This window comes from Faecalimonas umbilicata (assembly GCF_042846195.1).
GTDB lineage: Bacteria > Bacillota > Clostridia > Lachnospirales > Lachnospiraceae > Faecalimonas > Faecalimonas umbilicata.
This window is the reverse complement of the sequence record NZ_AP031411.1, coordinates 2,339,561-2,357,191: the sequence shown is the minus strand read 5'-3', so window position 1 is coordinate 2,357,191 and position 17,631 is coordinate 2,339,561. Positions and strand designations below refer to the sequence as shown.

General features: G+C 44.3%; 20 protein-coding genes. All 20 read left to right on the top strand.

Features of this window, described 5'->3' with window-relative positions; translation table 11 throughout:
* Positions 1-66 precede the first annotated feature (66 nt).
* The 20 genes from ACGG81_RS11320 (at position 67) to ACGG81_RS11225 (ending at position 17,630) form a co-directional block, all read left to right on the top strand.
* Entirely contained in the window at positions 67-1,347 is a 1,281-nt protein-coding gene (locus ACGG81_RS11320) for a dihydroorotase (RefSeq protein ID WP_390108388.1), read from the top strand.
* 58 nt (positions 1,348-1,405) lie between these two features.
* On the top strand, positions 1,406-2,332 hold the full coding sequence (gene pyrF, locus ACGG81_RS11315) for an orotidine-5'-phosphate decarboxylase (RefSeq protein ID WP_009263586.1): 927 nt from the start codon (positions 1,406-1,408) through the stop codon (positions 2,330-2,332).
* 40 nt (positions 2,333-2,372) lie between these two features.
* Complete coding sequence (locus tag ACGG81_RS11310) at positions 2,373-3,146, top strand: dihydroorotate dehydrogenase electron transfer subunit (protein WP_390108385.1); 774 nt, start codon at positions 2,373-2,375, stop codon at positions 3,144-3,146.
* On the top strand, positions 3,146-4,048 hold the full coding sequence (locus ACGG81_RS11305; RefSeq protein ID WP_008977364.1) for a dihydroorotate dehydrogenase: 903 nt from the start codon (positions 3,146-3,148) through the stop codon (positions 4,046-4,048). Before ACGG81_RS11310 ends, ACGG81_RS11305 begins: the two co-directional genes overlap by 1 nt.
* A gap of 56 nt (positions 4,049-4,104) precedes the next feature.
* Entirely contained in the window at positions 4,105-4,785 is a 681-nt protein-coding gene (gene pyrE / locus ACGG81_RS11300) for an orotate phosphoribosyltransferase (RefSeq protein ID WP_008977363.1), read from the top strand.
* 13 nt (positions 4,786-4,798) lie between these two features.
* Positions 4,799-4,951, top strand: coding sequence for a hypothetical protein (locus tag ACGG81_RS11295; protein WP_008977362.1), 153 nt, complete (start codon positions 4,799-4,801; stop codon positions 4,949-4,951).
* Positions 4,952-4,985: 34 nt separating this feature from the next.
* Positions 4,986-5,453, top strand: coding sequence for a VanZ family protein (locus ACGG81_RS11290; RefSeq protein WP_009263585.1), 468 nt, complete (start codon positions 4,986-4,988; stop codon positions 5,451-5,453).
* Positions 5,440-5,844: a DUF6142 family protein gene (locus ACGG81_RS11285; RefSeq protein WP_008977360.1), complete on the top strand. Its 405-nt coding sequence runs from the start codon at positions 5,440-5,442 to the stop codon at positions 5,842-5,844. The genes ACGG81_RS11290 and ACGG81_RS11285 overlap by 14 nt, the downstream gene beginning before the upstream one ends.
* Positions 5,845-5,848: 4 nt before the next feature.
* Positions 5,849-7,936 carry an aminopeptidase gene (locus tag ACGG81_RS11280; protein ID WP_390108380.1) on the top strand — a complete coding sequence of 696 codons (2,088 nt, stop codon included), beginning with the start codon at positions 5,849-5,851 and terminating at the stop codon, positions 7,934-7,936.
* Positions 7,937-8,165: 229 nt separating this feature from the next.
* Complete coding sequence (gene purE, locus ACGG81_RS11275) at positions 8,166-8,678, top strand: 5-(carboxyamino)imidazole ribonucleotide mutase (protein WP_008977358.1); 513 nt, start codon at positions 8,166-8,168, stop codon at positions 8,676-8,678.
* 37 nt (positions 8,679-8,715) lie between these two features.
* Positions 8,716-9,741 (top strand): phosphoribosylformylglycinamidine cyclo-ligase, encoded by a 1,026-nt coding sequence (purM, locus tag ACGG81_RS11270; RefSeq protein WP_008977357.1) that lies wholly within the window; start codon positions 8,716-8,718, stop codon positions 9,739-9,741.
* Positions 9,735-10,364, top strand: coding sequence for a phosphoribosylglycinamide formyltransferase (purN, locus tag ACGG81_RS11265; protein WP_009263583.1), 630 nt, complete (start codon positions 9,735-9,737; stop codon positions 10,362-10,364). The genes purM and purN overlap by 7 nt, the downstream gene beginning before the upstream one ends.
* Positions 10,365-10,477: 113 nt before the next feature.
* Positions 10,478-11,749 (top strand): phosphoribosylamine--glycine ligase, encoded by a 1,272-nt coding sequence (purD, locus tag ACGG81_RS11260; RefSeq protein WP_016441423.1) that lies wholly within the window; start codon positions 10,478-10,480, stop codon positions 11,747-11,749.
* A 202-nt stretch (positions 11,750-11,951) separates the two neighbouring features.
* Positions 11,952-12,434, top strand: coding sequence for a GNAT family N-acetyltransferase (locus ACGG81_RS11255; RefSeq protein WP_390108376.1), 483 nt, complete (start codon positions 11,952-11,954; stop codon positions 12,432-12,434).
* A gap of 24 nt (positions 12,435-12,458) precedes the next feature.
* Positions 12,459-13,271 (top strand): threonine/serine exporter ThrE family protein, encoded by an 813-nt coding sequence (locus ACGG81_RS11250; RefSeq protein ID WP_016441420.1) that lies wholly within the window; start codon positions 12,459-12,461, stop codon positions 13,269-13,271.
* Positions 13,268-13,744, top strand: a complete 477-nt coding sequence (locus ACGG81_RS11245) for a threonine/serine exporter family protein (protein ID WP_009263578.1) — start codon at positions 13,268-13,270, stop codon at positions 13,742-13,744. Before ACGG81_RS11250 ends, ACGG81_RS11245 begins: the two co-directional genes overlap by 4 nt.
* 81 nt (positions 13,745-13,825) lie before the next feature.
* Positions 13,826-14,365 (top strand): GNAT family N-acetyltransferase, encoded by a 540-nt coding sequence (locus ACGG81_RS11240; RefSeq protein ID WP_270196426.1) that lies wholly within the window; start codon positions 13,826-13,828, stop codon positions 14,363-14,365.
* Between the two features lie 61 nt (positions 14,366-14,426).
* Complete coding sequence (gene nudC, locus ACGG81_RS11235; RefSeq protein WP_009263576.1) at positions 14,427-15,263, top strand: NAD(+) diphosphatase; 837 nt, start codon at positions 14,427-14,429, stop codon at positions 15,261-15,263.
* Between the two features lie 142 nt (positions 15,264-15,405).
* Positions 15,406-16,734, top strand: a complete 1,329-nt coding sequence (locus ACGG81_RS11230; RefSeq protein ID WP_390108374.1) for an FAD-dependent oxidoreductase — start codon at positions 15,406-15,408, stop codon at positions 16,732-16,734.
* Entirely contained in the window at positions 16,731-17,630 is a 900-nt protein-coding gene (locus tag ACGG81_RS11225; RefSeq protein ID WP_270196423.1) for a tocopherol cyclase family protein, read from the top strand. Before ACGG81_RS11230 ends, ACGG81_RS11225 begins: the two co-directional genes overlap by 4 nt.
* Position 17,631 lies beyond the last annotated feature (1 nt).

Genomic DNA, 17,631 nt, shown 5'->3' with positions numbered 1-17,631 from the left:
TATGATGACAGACGGGGACCTGTCTGTCGGAAGGTACAGTACACTGGGAAGAAAGGATAGAGCAGTATGAGAGTATTAATCAAGAATGGGCATGTTTTGGATCCGGCTACGGGAGTGGATGGGATCTGTGATGTGCTGACAGAGGATCAGAGAATCATCGGTGTCAAAGAACATATTGAAGAGCAGGCGGATCGGGTGATCGATGCGAAAGGCTGTTATGTAATGCCGGGATTCATTGACCTTCATGTACATTTAAGAGATCCGGGATTGGAATATAAAGAAACATTAGAGACAGGCGGAAAGGCAGCAGCGCACGGAGGTGTGACAACGGTCTGTGCGATGCCGAACACAAAACCGGTCATCGACACAAAAGAGCGTGTGGAAGATGTACATACGCGTGCGAAGGAAGATTCGCCGGTGCATGTGATCCAGCTTGGTGCAGTCACAGTCAGTCAGGCAGGAGAAGAACTGGCTGATATCGAAGGAATGGCGGAGGCAGGATGCCATGCGATCAGTGAGGATGGGAAGTCTGTGATGAACGCATCTCTTTACAGAGAAGGAATGAGAAGAGCGGCAGCAAGCGGAATCGCTGTCTTTGCACACTGCGAGGATATTCATATGGTAGAAGGTGGTGTCATGAATGCCGATCAAAAGGCAGAAGTACTCGGACTGAAAGGAATTACAAATGCGGTGGAAGATGTAATCGTTGCAAGAGATATCCTTCTTGCAAAAGAGACAGGAGTACAGCTTCATCTGTGCCATTGTTCGACTGCGGACAGTGTGCGTATGGTCGCTGAGGCAAAGAGAGATGGACTTCCAGTGACGGCAGAAGTATGCCCGCATCACTTTATTATGACGACAGACGATATTACAGAGGATGATGGAAACTTTAAGATGAATCCGCCGCTTCGCAGCAAGGCAGATGTAGAAGCACTTCGCGAAGGACTGAAAAATAACATCATGGATGTGATCGCTACCGATCATGCGCCGCATGCAGAGCAGGAAAAGGACAAATCCATGAAGGATGCTGCATTTGGAATTGTAGGGTTGGAGACATCGGCAGCACTGACTTACACAGAACTGGTGGAGACCGGAGTGCTTACTCCAATGCAGATGGCAGAGAAGATGAGCTATAATCCGGCAAAGATCCTCGGGCTTTCCGAGGAAAAGGGTTCGATTTCTGAAGGGAAGATCGCGGACATTGTCATCTTTGATCCATCGAAAGAATATGAGATTGACAAACATACATTTTTCTCAAAAGGAAAGAATACACCATTCCATGGAAGAAAAGTAAAAGGCGAAGTGCGCTGCACAATCGTGGACGGCGTGCCGGTCTATGAAGGATAAGAGAAAGCTTTGCAAGACAGAAGAAAGATAGAAAGACATATCAGTGGAGGAGAGAAACATGATCAACAAGTTAGTAGCAAATATTAAGAAGACAAACGCACCAATCGTAGTAGGATTAGACCCGATGCTCAACTATATTCCGGAGCATGTACAGAAGAAAGCATTCGCAGAGTTCGGGGAGACTTTAGAGGGAGCAGCAGAGGCAATCTGGCAGTTCAATAAAGAGATCGTTGACAAGACTTATGACCTGATCCCGGCAGTGAAGCCGCAGATCGCTATGTACGAACAGTTTGGAATTCCGGGACTGGAAGCATTTAAAAAGACTGTCGATTACTGTAAGGAAAAAGGACTTGTGGTGATCGGAGATATCAAGAGAGGAGATATCGGATCTACATCCGCTGCTTATGCAGTAGGGCATCTCGGACATGTGCAGGTAGGAAGTAAATCTTATGCACCGTTTGATGAGGACTTCGTGACAGTCAACCCATACCTTGGATCGGATGGGGTCAATCCATTTATCGACATCTGTAAAGAAGAAAACAAGGGTCTGTTCATCCTTGTGAAGACATCCAACCCATCAAGCGGAGAGTTCCAGGATCAGCTGGTCGACGGCAGACCGCTGTATGAATTAGTTGGAGAGAAAGTTGCTGCATGGGGCGAGGCACATATGGGTGACGAATACAGCTACATCGGAGCCGTTGTAGGAGCAACTTACCCGGAGATGGGAAAAGTTCTCAGAAAAGTGATGCCGAAATCTTACATTCTCGTACCGGGATACGGAGCACAGGGAGGACAGGGAAAAGACCTCGTACATTTCTTTAATGAAGATGGACTGGGAGCAATCGTAAACTCTTCCCGTGGAATTATCGCAGCTTACAAGCAGGAAGCTTATGCAAAATTCGGTGCCGAGAATTTCGGAGATGCATCAAGAGCAGCTGTGGAAGCAATGGTGGCAGACATCAGCAATGCACTGAACAACCGCTAATAGAATGATAAAAAAGATGAAATGATAGAGGAAGAACATTATGGCAGAGAGAGAAAAAGAGCAGGCACTTGTTGTCTCCCAGGAATGTCTTGCAGATGGGATTTTCAGCATGTGGATCCAGACAAAGGCAGCAAAGACAGCAAAAGCAGGACAATTTATTTCCATGTATACAAATGATGGGAGCAAACTGCTCCCACGTCCGATCAGTATCTGTGAGATTGACAGAGAGGGAGGAAAGCTTCGCGTCGTATATCGCGTGACGGGAGAAAAGACAGGGACAGAACAGTTTTCAAAAATGAAAGCGGGGGATACAATCCCGGTGATCGGACCGCTTGGAAACGGATTCCCACTGATTGAGAAGAAAGCATTTCTGATCGGTGGAGGAATCGGAGTACCTCCGATTCTGGAACTTGCAAAATCACTGAACTGTGAGAAACAGATTATCGTAGGATACCGTGATGCACAGACTTTCTTAAAGGAAGAACTGGAAGCAAATGGAACACTTTATATTTCCACAGAAGACGGAAGTGTCGGAACAAAGGGAAATGTTATGGATACAATCCGCGAACATAGTCTGGAAGCTGATATTATCTATGCGTGCGGTCCGACACCAATGCTCCGTGCACTGAAAAGCTATGCAGAGGAAAACGGAATCGAATGTTACCTTTCCCTTGAGGAGCGTATGGCGTGTGGAATCGGCGCTTGTCTTGCATGTGTGTGCAAATCAAAAGAGAAAGACCACCACAGCAATGTGAATAATAAGCGGATTTGCAAGGACGGACCGGTATTCTTATCGACGGAGGTGGAATTATAATGGATATGCGTGTAAATATAGCAGGAGTAGAATGGAAAAATCCTGTGACAGTTGCCTCCGGGACTTTTGGTTCTGGTGCAGAGTTCTGTGATTTTGTAGATCTTAGCAAGCTCGGAGCAGTCACGACCAAAGGGGTGGCAAATATTCCATGGGAAGGAAATCCGACTCCGCGTGTGGCAGAAACTTACGGAGGAATGATGAATGCAGTCGGTCTGCAGAATCCGGGGATTGATCTATTCTGTGAGCGCGATATCCCGTTCCTTCGTCAGCATGACACAAAGATCATTGTCAATGTCTGTGGACGCTCGAAAGAAGATTATTGTGAAGTTGTAGAACGTCTTGCAAGTGAAGATGTAGATATGCTGGAGATCAACATTTCCTGCCCGAACGTCAAGGAAGGTGGGATTGCATTCGGACAGAATCCAAAGGCGGCAGAGGAGATCACAAGCGCAGTGAAAAAATATGCGAAGCAGCCGGTCATCATGAAGCTAAGCCCGAATGTAACAGATATCACAGAGATGGCAAAAGCTGTGGAGGCAGGAGGAGCCGATGCAGTATCGCTGATCAATACACTGACTGGAATGAAGATCGATGTACATCGAAGAGCATTTGCGCTGGCAAATAAAACCGGCGGTGTCTCTGGTCCGGCAATTAAGCCGATCGCAGTCCGCATGGTCTACCAGGTGGCAAATGCAGTCAATATCCCGATCATTGGAATGGGCGGAATTGCTACAGCGGAGGATGCGATTGAATTTATCCTCGCAGGAGCAAGTGCAGTATCTGTTGGAACTGCAAACTTCATCAATCCAGGTGTCACAGCCGAGATCGTGGATGGAATCGAAGCGTATATGAAGAAATATCAGTTCGAGACTGTGAAAGATATGGTTGGAATTGTAAAATAGAGAAGAGAAAACAGTAAATCAAGGCAGCTGTTGCCTGAAGATATGGAGGTAGAGAGATGGAACAGTATAAGAAAGAGTTTATTGAATTTATGGTGGAGAGCAATGTGCTCAAGTTTGGAGAATTTACATTAAAAAGCGGAAGAAAATCTCCGTTTTTCATGAATGCGGGAGGATATGTGACTGGTTCTCAGTTAAAGAGACTTGGGGAGTATTATGCAAAGGCAATCCACGATAAATACGGAGATGATTTTGACGTTTTATTTGGACCGGCATATAAGGGAATTCCGCTCGGAGTAGTGACAGCGATCGCATATAGTGAATTGTATGGAAAGGAAGTCCGTTACTGCTCTGACAGAAAAGAAGAGAAAGATCATGGAGCAGACAAGGGAAGCTTTCTTGGAAGCAAACTTCAGGATGGCGATCGAGTGATCATGATCGAGGATGTGACGACATCAGGAAAATCCATGGAGGAGACTGTGCCGAAAGTAAAAGGGGCAGCAGATGTAGAGATTGTAGGTCTGATGGTATCTCTTGACCGTATGGAAGTTGGAAAAGGCGGAGTGAAATGTGCTCTGGAAGAAGTAAAAGATCTCTATGGATTTGAGACAAATGCGATCGTGACGATGGCGGAAGTAGTAGAGCACCTGCACAATAAAGAATGCAATGGAAAAGTAGTGATCGATGATGAGATCAAGTCTGCAATTGATGCATACTATGAACAGTACGGAGCAAAATAGACAGGAGAGACTTATGAACGAAAAGATTTATAAGACGATGACGACAGTCGGCGCAGGAAATATAGTTCTCGGTGTGATCATGATCGTGACCGGGATCGCAGCAGGAGTGATCACAATCGTAGGGGGTGCACGCTTACTAAAGAATAAATCCGGTCTGACTTTTTAGTCCGGAAAGAGAGGAATCATTCTGAAAGGGTGCAATGGTGAAGTATAAAGAAAGAAAACGTCTGCGTATCCTCGGGAAAGTGTTGTTTGTATGTTATGTGTTGTTCATTATATACTTTCTGCTTTTCTCAGAGTGGTATGGGCGTACTGGGGAAATGAGCGAGTATCGTTACAATCTCGTTCTGTTTAAAGAGATTCGGCGTTTTCTGACATATCGTGAGACACTGGGGACTTTTGCAGTGCTCACGAATGTTGTCGGAAACGTAGTAATTTTTGTGCCATTCGGTTTCTTTATGCCGATGGCAAGCAAATACCGCAGCTTTTTTATGACGGTATGTTACAGTTTCGGACTTAGTCTTTGCGTGGAAGTATTTCAACTACTTACAAGAGTAGGATCTTTCGATGTGGACGACCTTCTGTTAAATACAATCGGAGGGCTCGCAGGCTACATACTGTTTGTCATATGCAATGCAATAAGGAGAAGATACCATGCAAAGAAGTGAGAGAAGACGAAAAAAAAGACAGCGAGAATTAGAAAGACAGCAGAGACGGCGGGAAAAAGAAGTACAGCGCTATCAGAAAAAAAGAAACCGCTATGGAGAAGAAAAAGTGATCCGCCATGCGAAGCATGGAGTTCGTTCTACCCTTATTGCTATAGCGGCCATCGTACTTCTTTCTCTTCTTGTTACAGTGTCGTACGTTCAGGAAGGAAAAGCAGCAACAATGATCGGTGCGTTGGGAATTTGCGCCTGGATACTTTCGGGAGTTGGGATTTTCTTTGGAATGATCGGACTGCGGGAGCGAGAGCGGAAGTATCTTACATGCCGGATCGGAATTGTATGCAATGCCGCTTTGTTTGTCGGTTTGGCAATAATATTTTTCAGGGGGATATAAGTTTATGTGGAACGAACAGTGGAAAGAAGAAAATGAAATATTTCACGAAAGACACGATCTGACGATCGAACGTATCCGAATGATCGATACAGAGCAGACTGCCGCAGAGCAGTTTCGTCCATATTTTAGACATGTGGCAGAATTTCTTCTTTTTGTAGAAGAAGTAAGAGCAATGGTGGAAGATGGATCGTGGGAAAAACTTTCATTTGATGAGATGAAAGAAATCAATCACAAGCTGTATGCAGACATTTCAGAAGAAAATTACGGAACATCGTATGCAAATCCGGCTTGGGCAGTAGAAAAACTCGGAGAAGACTTTGGAACTTTTTTAAGTTTTCTGTATACTGAGATGCGCGCTCAGATAGGGTATGCCTATGAAGGAAAATTAAAATACAATACAATCTGTAATGAACTGTTTATTGAAATCTATAATTGTTTTGAAGATGCACAGTGTCCGGAGTTCAGAGAACTTAAGGAGATCGTGTACTGGTATGCAAGTGATTATTGTGATGTGTTTCTGGCAGATCGGATCGAAGAGCAGATCTCACCGGATTGCGGTGTGTTTGTGCCGATGCTTGCAAAGACGGATGTCAGTGATGAGCGGTTTATTTTCCGTACCGGAGAATGGATCACAGATTATGAGATCCAGACGATGCGTCACCTGAACAGTCTTCCGGAAGAGACGATTCAGAAGATGGCAGATACCTATACAGAAGGATTCCGAAGAGGATTTATACTTGGCGGCAAAGATCTTTCAAAGAAAAAGACGGTCAATGTGCTGTATTCCGCAGGGTTTGAGCGGATGATCCAGTATGCGATACGCAATTTTGAAAAAATGGGATTACGTCCGTTGATCTTTCGTGCAGCAAACAGTGTTGTGACCAAGAAAAACCATCAGAAATCCGGTTATTACGGAGCGGTCAACAAACAGTTTGAATATGATCACAGAGCAGACCAGGCATTGTTCCTCGATAAAAAATATACAGAGCGGAAGCTGGATGTGATCAAAAATACATATGAGAAACAGAAAGAGCTGGCGGCATGTTATGCGGGTCCGGCATGGATCGATCCATTTGGAGAACCACCGTTTTCACCGGAGAGAAAGTCGGAGGTATTCTCCTATACGGATAAGCAGGAAGAACTGCTGCAGGCATTTGCAAGTAAGTCCAGCCAGATGATCAATCAGTATATCAAGGGAGAAGAGAGAAGCTTCACGATCATCTCGTATCCGAAGCCGGAGATTGGAGAAGACTACGAGGCAATCTTTAACGATACGATCGAGATCAATGCAGTGGACAGCGAAGTGTATGGACAGATCCAGCAGACGATGATTGATGCCTTGGATCAAGGCGAATACGTGCATATCATTGGAAGAGGAAAGAATCAGACGGATATCAAAGTCAGACTGCATGCTTTAAATGATCCGGAGAAGGAGACGATCTTTGAAAACTGTGGTTCGGATGTCAATATTCCGGCAGGGGAAGTGTTCACCTCTCCGACACTGGAAGGAACAAACGGAACATTGTTTGTCAGTGAAGTATATCTGCATGGAATGCAGTATAAAGATCTGAAGATCGAATTTCAGGATGGAATGATCACAGATTATACTTGTGCAAACTTTGAGAAAGAAGAGGAGAATAAAACCTATATCCGGGAAAATATTCTGCACAATCATGAGACACTTCCACTTGGAGAGTTTGCGATTGGAACGAATACGACGGCATATGTGATGGTCAACAAGTATCAGATCGCGGATAAGATGACCATTTTGATCGCAGAGAAGATGGGACCACATTTTGCGGTCGGAGACACTTGTTACAGCTGGAATGAGGAGAACCGGGTGTACAATCCGAACGGAAAAGAGATCATTGCAAAGGATAATACTATTTCGATTCTGCGAAAAGAAGATGTGAATAAAGCATATTTTCAGTGTCATACAGACATTACGATTCCATATGAAGAACTGGCAGAGATCAGTGTCATCCGAAAAGATGGCAGCAAGATCGAACTTTTGAAAGATATGAGATTCGTACTGCCGGGGACGGAAAGTCTCAATGAACCACTAGATCGAATGGATGCAGAAAATGCGTAAGATTTTTGGAAGAACGAGTTTAGAAATAAAACCTTATAAGTATTTATAATCACTGATACCGGGCGGGACTGTTGACATCCTTGCCCGGTATTAGTAAAATTAACTTATAAATGAACAAGTATTTATACTGGTAACTTATAAAGGTGCCGGGAAAAAGATGGATGATGGATCATTTCATACTTTGTATTTCCAAGTGCCGGTATTTTGTAAATGAGAAAAGGAGAGAATTATGCCAAAAGTAGGAATTGTTATGGGCAGCGACTCAGACATGAAAGTCATGAGCAAGGCAGCAGATATGCTGGAAAAACTGGGTGTAGAATATGAAATGACAATTATTTCTGCACACCGTGAACCGGACGTATTTTTTGAATATGCAAAGTCCGCAGAGGAGAAAGACTTTAAAGTCATCATTGCAGGGGCAGGTATGGCAGCACATCTTCCTGGAATGTGTGCAGCGATCTTCCCAATGCCGGTCATTGGAATTCCGATGTCAGGAAAGAACCTGGAGGGTGTAGATGCACTTTATTCTATCGTACAGATGCCGCCGGGAATTCCGGTAGCGACAGTGGCAATTGACGGGGGAGTCAATGCAGCGATTCTTGCGGCAAGAATTCTTGCAACATCTGATCCGGAGCTGCTTGGAAGATTGAAAGCATACTCTCAGGAGATGAAAGAGACTGTACAGGCAAAGGCAGAAAAACTTGATCAGTTAGGACATAAAGAATATCTGAAACAAATGTAGGAAAAAGCAGGGAAAGCCTTGAAATGGAGGAGAAAAGATGGATTACAAAAATGCAGGCGTCGATATTGAAGCAGGGTACAAATCAGTAGAATTGATGAAAGAACATATCAAACAGACAATGAGACCGGAAGTTCTGACAAATATCGGAGGATTTTCGGGAGCATTTTCTATGGAGAAGTTCAAAGAAATGGAAAAACCGACATTAGTATCTGGAACAGATGGTGTCGGAACAAAGTTAAAACTTGCATTTATTCTCGATAAGCATGACACAGTGGGGATTGACTGTGTTGCAATGTGTGTCAATGACATCGCATGTGCGGGCGGAGAGCCGTTGTTTTTCTTAGATTATATTGCATGTGGAAAAAATGTGCCGGAGAAGATCGCTACGATCGTCAGTGGTGTTGCAGAAGGTTGTAAACAGTCCGATGCAGCGCTGATCGGTGGAGAGACTGCGGAGATGCCAGGATTTTATCCAGAAGATGAATACGATCTTGCAGGATTTGCAGTCGGAGTCGTAGATGAGAAAGACCTGATCACTGGAAAGGAATTAAAAGATGGAGATGTTCTGATCGGAATTGCGTCTTCCGGAGTACATAGCAATGGATTTTCTCTTGTAAGAAAAGTATTTAAGATGGATAAAGACACTTTAGATACATATCATGAAGAGCTTGGAACTACGCTTGGAGAAGCACTGATCGCACCGACAAAGATCTATGTGAAAGCACTTCGCGGTATTAAGGAAAGCGGAGTGAAGATCAAAGGATGCAGTCATATCACAGGTGGTGGATTCTATGAGAATATTCCTCGTATGCTCTGTGATGGTGTGCGTGCAGTTGTGGAAAAAGACAGCTATCCGGTTCCACCAATCTTCCGTATGCTGGCAAGAGAAGGTGAGATTGCAGAAGAGATGATGTACAATACTTACAATATGGGACTTGGAATGATCGTGGCAGTCGATAAAGATGATGTGGAGAAGACTGTTGCAGCAATCAAGGCTGCCGGAGAAGATGCATATGTGGTAGGACATATCGAAGCAGGAGAAAAAGGAGTTACTTTATGCTAAAAATAGTTGTATTAGTTTCCGGCGGGGGGACAAACCTGCAGGCAATCATGGATGCAGTTGAAGCTAAGACAATTACAAATACGGAGATCATCGGTGTCATCAGCAACAATAAGAATGCCTATGCTTTGGAACGTGCGAAGAAGCATGGGATTCCTGCAATGTGCATTTCACCGAAAGATTATGAATCAAGGGAAGCATTTAACGATGCTTTCCTTGACGAGCTTCAACAGTTAAATCCGGATCTGATCGTGCTTGCGGGATTTCTTGTGGTGATTCCGGAAAAGGTGATCAGACAGTACGAACATCGCATGATCAATATTCACCCATCTTTGATTCCGGCATTTTGTGGAAAGGGATATTATGGGCTGAAAGTACATGAGGCGGCACTGAAACGAGGGGTGAAGGTTGTCGGCGCGACAGTACACTTTGTAGATGAAGGAACGGATACCGGTCCGATTATTTTGCAGAAGGCAGTGGAAGTGAAAAATAGTGACACTCCGGAGACGCTTCAACGGCGTGTGATGGAAGAGGCGGAGTGGAAGATTTTGCCGAAGGCGATTGATTTGATCGCAAACGGGAAGATTGAACTGATCGATGGGAAGGCGGTAGTCTGCGGCGAGTAGTGTACCGAAAAGAGTTATTGGTGAGTGGAGATAGAGAACAGATCGGCATAACAGGTCTGCATTCAGAGAAGAATGAGCAGAGAAACGGTAGAAAATCGTAGGAGGCATAATTTATGAAAGTACTAATTGTAGGAAGCGGCGGGAGAGAGCATGCGATCGCATGGAGTGTGTCAAGAAGCAGCAAAGCAGAGAAGATTTACTGTGCACCAGGTAATGCAGGGATCGCAGAGTATGCGGAATGTGTAGACATCGGTGCGATGGAATTTGAAAAGCTGGCAGCATTTGCAAAGGAGAATGCAGTTGATCTGACGATCGTTGGAATGGATGACCCACTTGTCGGAGGAATTGTTGATGTCTTTGAGGCAGAAGGATTGCGCGTATTTGGTCCAAATAAGGCAGCTGCGATTCTGGAAGGATCGAAGGCATTTTCGAAAGATTTGATGAAGAAATATCAGATTCCGACAGCGGCATATGAGAATTTTGATTGTGCAGAAGAGGCGCTTGCTTATCTGGAAACAGCAAAATTTCCAATCGTTCTGAAGGCAGACGGACTGGCGCTCGGAAAAGGTGTGCTGATCTGCAATACGCTGGAGGAGGCGCAGGAAGGCGTGAAATCACTGATGCTTGATCATCAGTTTGGAGCGGCCGGAAATACGATCGTAATCGAAGAGTTTATGACTGGACGGGAAGTATCGGTGCTTTCCTTTGTAGATGGAAATACAATCAAGACTATGACATCAGCGCAGGATCATAAGCGTGCAAAAGACGGAGATCAGGGACTGAATACAGGGGGAATGGGAACATTTTCTCCAAGTCCGTTCTATACAAAAGAAGTGGATGCCTTCTGCAAAGCACATATTTATCAGGCAACAGTCGATGCGATGAAGGCAGAGGGAAGACCATTTAAAGGAATTATTTTCTTTGGATTGATGCTGACAGAAGAAGGACCGAAGGTACTGGAGTACAATGCAAGATTTGGTGATCCGGAGGCACAGGTGGTACTGCCGAGAATGAAAAATGATATCCTTGAAGTGATGGAAGCTTGTATTGATGGGAAATTAGATCAGATTGAGCTGGAATTTGAAGAGAATGCGGCAGTCTGTGTTGTACTTGCATCAGACGGCTATCCGGAGAAATACGACAAAGGGCTTCCGATCAGTGGACTGGAAGAATTCCAGAAACATGAAGGGTACTACTGCTTCCATGCAGGAACAAAATTTGACGGAGATACGATCGTGACAAACGGTGGGCGTGTACTTGGCGTGACTGCGAAAGGAAAAGATTTAAAAGAGGCAAGAGCAAATGCATATGCTGCGACAGAGTGGGTTACATTTGCGAACAAATATAAGAGAAATGATATCGGAAAAGCGATTGATGAGGCATAAAAAGCAGACGGTAAAAAGAAGCATGCGATAGAGAGAAGGGGAAGATGACAGCAGGAAGTGGCTGTGGTCTTTCTCTTTTTGTTTTTCAGAAAGAACATGTGGCGGAAAAAAGAGTGAGGATTTTTTATATACTTTGGAGAAAAGTTGCGCTATAATACGGCTATCGACAAAACGAAGAACAGGAAAGAAGGAGTGAATAGATATGAAGATCAGGAAACTAAGAGAGATCGATTATGATACTGTAAGCCAGTTTATGGCGGAACTCCATAAATTACATGCAGAGAGCAGACCGGATATGTATCGACAGCTGGAGGAAATTGGAACTGTCTATACAAAGGATGAATTTTGCAGTATGCTTCAAAATGATGAAATGATCACGCTTGGTGCGGACACAGAGGAAGGCGAGCTGATGGGAATCTGTATTGCTACCATCCGGCAGGCAAAGCATCCGATCATGGTATCGAAAAAGACGGTGTACATTGAAGATATTTATGTATCGCAGAAATATAGAAAGCAGGGAGTCGGAATCAGTTTATATCAGGCAGTAGAGAGAATGGCACAAGACATCGGGGCAGAGCGCATCGATCTTTGTGTCTGGAGCTTTAATGAGACGGCGCTTCGGTTTTATGAGAAAGCAGGAATGAAGCCGCAGCGCTGGCTGATGGAGAAGATTCTCTTAAAATAGAGGTGTGAGAATTGGAGGCAGGATGTGAAAGAAAAAGAAGAAATTATAGAAATCAATAACGGAGAGTCGCACAGAGTACTGGAACTGGCAATGGAGGCAGGGAGAATCCTCTTAAGAAACGGGGCGGAGATCTTTCGGGTAGAGGAGACCGTGTGGCATATCTGTGAGCATTATGGAGTGCAGGGACTGGATACATTTGTACTGAGCAATGGGATTTTTATCACAGCAGATGATGGCGAGAAGACAATTTATGCAAAAACAAAGCATGTGCCATTGTCAGGTGCACATTTAGGAATTGTAGCGGAGGTCAATGCGCTCTCAAGAGAGATTGTAGAAGGGAAAGTCAGTGTCGATGAGGCATTTCAACGGCTGAAAGAGATCGAACAGATGCCCCGCACGAGCAAACCGTTGCAGACGTTTGCATCGGGGATGGGAGCAGGAAGTTTCTGCTATATTATGGGGGCAACTTTGACAGAAAGTGGAATTGCATTCTGCATCGGAGTATTGCTGCATGTATTTCTGATGGGAGTCAAAAAATATAACAGCTCAAAAGTGATCGTCAATATTCTGGGAGGTGCATTTATCACGGTGCTGACACTATGCGCGATCAACTTCCTGCCGTTTCCGCTTCGGATGGATAAGCTGATCAGCGGTGCAATCATGCCGCTTGTACCAGGAATTGCTTTTACAAATGCAATCCGCGATATTGCAGACAGTGACATTTTATCAGGGACTGTCCGCATGGTAGATGCCGTTCTTGTATTTGTCTATATTGCAGTCGGGGCAGGAACCGTACTGTCTATTTACAATAGTCTGATGGGAGGAATGTTTTTATGACATTTGTATTAAATTTACTTCTGGCATCCACAGGATCACTTGCATTTGCAATTCTCTACAATGTTCCTCGCAAATTTTATTTGTGTGCAGCATTTACTGGAATGGCAGGATGGTTTTGCTATTATCTGATAGTACCGTTTACGGATACAGCGGTTGCCTCGTTCTTCGGTGCAGTCGGAGTCGTGCTTGTTTCCCGCATTTTTGCAGTCTGGAAGAAATGTCCGATCACGGTCTTTTTGATCTCGGGGATTTTCCCGCTTGTGCCGGGAGCAGGCGTTTACTATACCATGTACTATCTTGTGTCAAATGAGTTGACACTGGCGGCGATCAAAGGACTGGAGTCGTTAAAAATCGCATTTGGAATTGTACTTGGAATTGTATTTATTGTTACCATTCCGAAAAAATGGTTCTTTATTCAAAACTGGCGAAAAAAAGATGTGGAAAAGGAATACATTGCACCATCGCGAAAGTAGATTTGTGCGAAGAGAAAAATAGGATAAAAAGAGAAAATTTTTATAGAAGCAGATAGAAAGAAAAGATGGGAGGAAAAAAGAATGGGATATATTAAGAAATTGGAAGGGAAACATATTTATCTTGCGGTACCAAAGGTGGAAGATGCAGCAACTTATGTGAAGTGGCTCAGTGACTTTGATACGACAGATGGACTTGGGAATTCTGCGATGATCATGACGGTTGAGGCGGAAGAGGCATGGATCCAAAGTATGCAAGGGAAAACACAGTTTGCGATCATCAGAAAAGAAGATGATACACTGATCGGCAACTGTGGGATCCAGGAGATCAATCAGATCCGTCAGTGTGCGGAAGTCGGACTTTTTATCGGAGAGGAAGAAAATCGGGGAAAAGGATATGGGCAGGAGGTGTTAAGGCTCCTTCTCGATTTTGCTTTTGAGACATTAAACCTTCACAATGTGATGCTGCGAGTATTTGCATTTAATGAGAGAGCGATCCACACTTATCAGAAAGTCGGCTTCCGTGAGTTTGGAAGAAGAAGAGAAAGCTATTATGCAAAAGGACGTTTCTGGGATGAAATCCATATGGATATTTTAAAAGAAGAGTATCTCGCAGACAGATAAAAATGCAAGTGGATGGATGAAAAAAGAAAAATAGGGAATAGAAGAAAAAGAGGTAAAAATCATGATTCAAGATATTGCACCACACCGGTATCGAAATGAGTACAACCCAAAACCGCCGGAGAAAGACAGTATTATGCTCTGTTATGACGGACATCAAGTATTGTTGGAGAAAAAGGGAGAGGAAATCCGTTTTCCGACTTTTGCGGAACTGGAAAAGGAAAATGATGGGATCTATGAGAATTATACATATCTGTTTGAGATAGATGGGAAGTGTTTCTATTTGGGAGAACATATCCGTTATGCACAGCTGTCTACATTTCAGATGGAACATACTGAGGCTTTCCGGCAGGCGAAGCCACTTTATCTTGCCTTTGCGGGGATTACAGGTTTCCAGCTGTATAACTGGTATCGGAGCAGAAAATTTTGCGGAGTATGCGGCAGACCGATGGTACATGACAAAAAAGAACGTATGATGCGCTGTGAGCATTGTGGACAGATGGAATTTCCGAAAATCTGCCCGGCAGTCATTATTGGTGTGACGGATGGTAATCGGCTGCTCATGTCAAAATATGCAGGCAGAGACTACAAGAAATATGCATTGATTGCCGGTTTTGCAGAAATTGGCGAGACAATCGAGGAGACGGTGCAGCGGGAAGTGATGGAGGAAGTTGGCTTGAAAGTCAAAAATCTGCGTTATTATAAAAGCCAGCCGTGGTCTTTTTCGGATACACTGTTGTTTGGATTTTTTGCGGAGTTAGATGGAAGTGCCGAGATTACGCTTGACGAAGAGGAACTTGCCTTGGCAGAGTGGTTTGAGCGTGAAGAAATTCCGGTAACAGAAAAGCATATCAGTCTGACAAATGAGATGATTCTTGCGTTCAAAGAAGGAAAGGCATAGAAGATTCTCTCGGCAGAAGCGATTATAATGTGAATATAAAGCGAGCACAACAGAGCAGAGGTCAGAAAAAACAGAATAAGTGAGAGAAAAATTGTCCATACTTTCTATAACATGTAGAAGTAACAAAAATGAGGTGGAGTGTATGGGTACAATCTGGACGAAGACAAGCAAGCTTCCTGCGTTCTCGCCACTTGCTCAGAGTGTTCGAGCAGAAGTTGCGGTGATCGGCGGAGGAATAGCAGGAATTTTAACGGCTTTTTTTCTGAAACGAGCAGGAATAGATGTGATCGTTCTTGAGGGGAATCGAGTGGGAAGTGGACAGACTGCAGGGACCACGGCAAAGATTACGATTTCTCACAATTTGATTTATGAAAAACTGTTCAGAGAGGCGGGAGAGGAAAAAGCAAGAAAATATGTCAGTGCAAATAAGCGTGCACTGAAGATGTATAGTCGGCTGGTGCAGGAAGAGCAGATAGACTGTGATTTTCGAGAATGTAGTTCCTACCTCTATTCACTGACCGATGCAGAGCAGATAAAGAGAGAAGTGGAGGCGGCAGTACGTCTGGGGATTGAGGCGGAGTTTACAACAAAGACAGAACTTCCATTTTCCGTTATAGGAAGTATCTGTTATCAGAAACAGGCAGCATTTCATCCACTGCTCTTTTTAAAAGCACTTGCAGAACAGCTTGTAATTTATGAGCACACAAAAGTAACTGGTGTGGAGGAGGGGAAAATTTATACGGATCATGGAAACGTGTTGGCAGATGCGGTTGTATTTGCGTCTCATTATCCGATTATGAATACACCAGGATATTATTTTGCAAGGATGCATCAAGAACGCAGTTATGTACTTGCATTGAAACAGGCACAACCCTTTGAACATTTGTATTTGGGAGTAGATCCCGGGGAAGACTTCTCCTTCCGGAATTTCAGAGAGTTCACATTGTTTGGAGGAGAAGGGCACCGGACCGGGGAAAATGAGACCGGAGGGCAATACAAGAAGCTGGAGAGGCGGGCAAAAGAATATTGGAGAGATTGTGAGACGATAGATAGATGGTCGGCGCAGGACTGCATGACACTCGATGCCATTCCCTACATCGGACTTTATACAGGAAAAAATAAAAAGTGGTATGTAGAAACCGGATTTGGAAAATGGGGAATGACTTCCTCGATGGCAGCGGCTCTGATGATTACAGAACAGATCTGCCAGAAAGAAAGTGGAAATGCAGCAGTGTTTTCTCCGCAGAGAGTTCCGATCAGAGCATTGAAAGCAGCAGCGGTAGAAGGAGCAAAGAGCGCCAAAGGACTGGCGGCTCCCGGAGGCATCCGCTGTCCCCACCTCGGCTGTAAGTTGACGTGGAATCCAGAAGAAGAGACGTGGGACTGTCCTTGCCATGGATCGCGGTTTGATAAAGAAGGAAATCTGATTGATAATCCTGCATTGAAAAATGTAGCAGTGGAGGGGAAATGAGCAGAAAAAATTATTTTTATGGGGAACGAAAAAAGAAGTGCTATTTTGAAGGATGGTATTTTAAGCATGAAAATGGATCCCAGACTATTTGCTTTATTCCATCGTTCCATATCAATCCAAGAGGAGAAAAAAGTGCGATGCTGCAGGTGATCGCAAATGATCATGTCTGGAAAATTCATTATGCACCGGAACAGTTTTATGCGGCAAAGGGACGTCTGTATTGCCGGATCGGAAGAAATGTCTTTTCGGAAAATGGGATTTCTATTGATATACGGACGAGAGAATTGAAAATGAAAGGGAAGCTTGTCTATGGGAAATTCTCCCAACTGTCTGGGGATATTATGGGTCCGTTTCGCTGGATCCCATTTATGCAGTGCCGCCATGAGATCATCAGTATGAGACACAATGTGGCAGGAACATTGAAAATCAATCGCGAGCAGCTTCATTTTGGCAAAGGAATCGGGTATATTGAGAAAGACCGCGGCACGTCTTTTCCAGATCAATATGTCTGGACCCAGTGCAGCAGAGGGGCAGGAGGAAGATTGCACTTGATGGCGGCAGCAGCAACAATTCCGGTGGGACCATTTTCCTTTGAAGGAACGATTGCAGAAATCTGGTACGGAAGAAGACACTATCGTCTTGCGACTTATTGTGGAGCTCGAGTCAAGGAAAGAACAGAGAAGCGGATAGTGATTGAACAGAAACATATAAAATTTGAGGCACAACTACAGCAGAACCATCCGCAGAAACTTCTGGCACCGCAGTTAGGGGCGATGGGAAGACGAATCTACGAACATGCTGCATGTACGGTCAGATATCGGCTTTTTGTGGATGGCGATCTTCTCTTTGATGAAATATGTACGCCGGCAGGATTTGAGGCTGATATCAGAGAATAGG

Bases quoted from the DNA above. Each gene is read 5' to 3' on its own strand.
- ACGG81_RS11320 (WP_390108388.1), top strand. From the start codon at position 67: ATGAGAGTATTAATCAAGAATGGGCATGTTTTGGATCCGGCTACGGGA.
- pyrF (WP_009263586.1), top strand. From the start codon at position 1,406: ATGATCAACAAGTTAGTAGCAAATATTAAGAAGACAAACGCACCAATC.
- ACGG81_RS11310 (WP_390108385.1), top strand. From the start codon at position 2,373: ATGGCAGAGAGAGAAAAAGAGCAGGCACTTGTTGTCTCCCAGGAATGT.
- ACGG81_RS11305 (WP_008977364.1), top strand. From the start codon at position 3,146: ATGGATATGCGTGTAAATATAGCAGGAGTAGAATGGAAAAATCCTGTG.
- pyrE (WP_008977363.1), top strand. From the start codon at position 4,105: ATGGAACAGTATAAGAAAGAGTTTATTGAATTTATGGTGGAGAGCAAT.
- ACGG81_RS11295 (WP_008977362.1), top strand. From the start codon at position 4,799: ATGAACGAAAAGATTTATAAGACGATGACGACAGTCGGCGCAGGAAAT.
- ACGG81_RS11290 (WP_009263585.1), top strand. From the start codon at position 4,986: ATGGTGAAGTATAAAGAAAGAAAACGTCTGCGTATCCTCGGGAAAGTG.
- ACGG81_RS11285 (WP_008977360.1), top strand. From the start codon at position 5,440: ATGCAAAGAAGTGAGAGAAGACGAAAAAAAAGACAGCGAGAATTAGAA.
- ACGG81_RS11280 (WP_390108380.1), top strand. From the start codon at position 5,849: ATGTGGAACGAACAGTGGAAAGAAGAAAATGAAATATTTCACGAAAGA.
- purE (WP_008977358.1), top strand. From the start codon at position 8,166: ATGCCAAAAGTAGGAATTGTTATGGGCAGCGACTCAGACATGAAAGTC.
- purM (WP_008977357.1), top strand. From the start codon at position 8,716: ATGGATTACAAAAATGCAGGCGTCGATATTGAAGCAGGGTACAAATCA.
- purN (WP_009263583.1), top strand. From the start codon at position 9,735: ATGCTAAAAATAGTTGTATTAGTTTCCGGCGGGGGGACAAACCTGCAG.
- purD (WP_016441423.1), top strand. From the start codon at position 10,478: ATGAAAGTACTAATTGTAGGAAGCGGCGGGAGAGAGCATGCGATCGCA.
- ACGG81_RS11255 (WP_390108376.1), top strand. From the start codon at position 11,952: ATGAAGATCAGGAAACTAAGAGAGATCGATTATGATACTGTAAGCCAG.
- ACGG81_RS11245 (WP_009263578.1), top strand. From the start codon at position 13,268: ATGACATTTGTATTAAATTTACTTCTGGCATCCACAGGATCACTTGCA.
- ACGG81_RS11240 (WP_270196426.1), top strand. From the start codon at position 13,826: ATGGGATATATTAAGAAATTGGAAGGGAAACATATTTATCTTGCGGTA.
- nudC (WP_009263576.1), top strand. From the start codon at position 14,427: ATGATTCAAGATATTGCACCACACCGGTATCGAAATGAGTACAACCCA.
- ACGG81_RS11230 (WP_390108374.1), top strand. From the start codon at position 15,406: ATGGGTACAATCTGGACGAAGACAAGCAAGCTTCCTGCGTTCTCGCCA.
- ACGG81_RS11225 (WP_270196423.1), top strand. From the start codon at position 16,731: ATGAGCAGAAAAAATTATTTTTATGGGGAACGAAAAAAGAAGTGCTAT.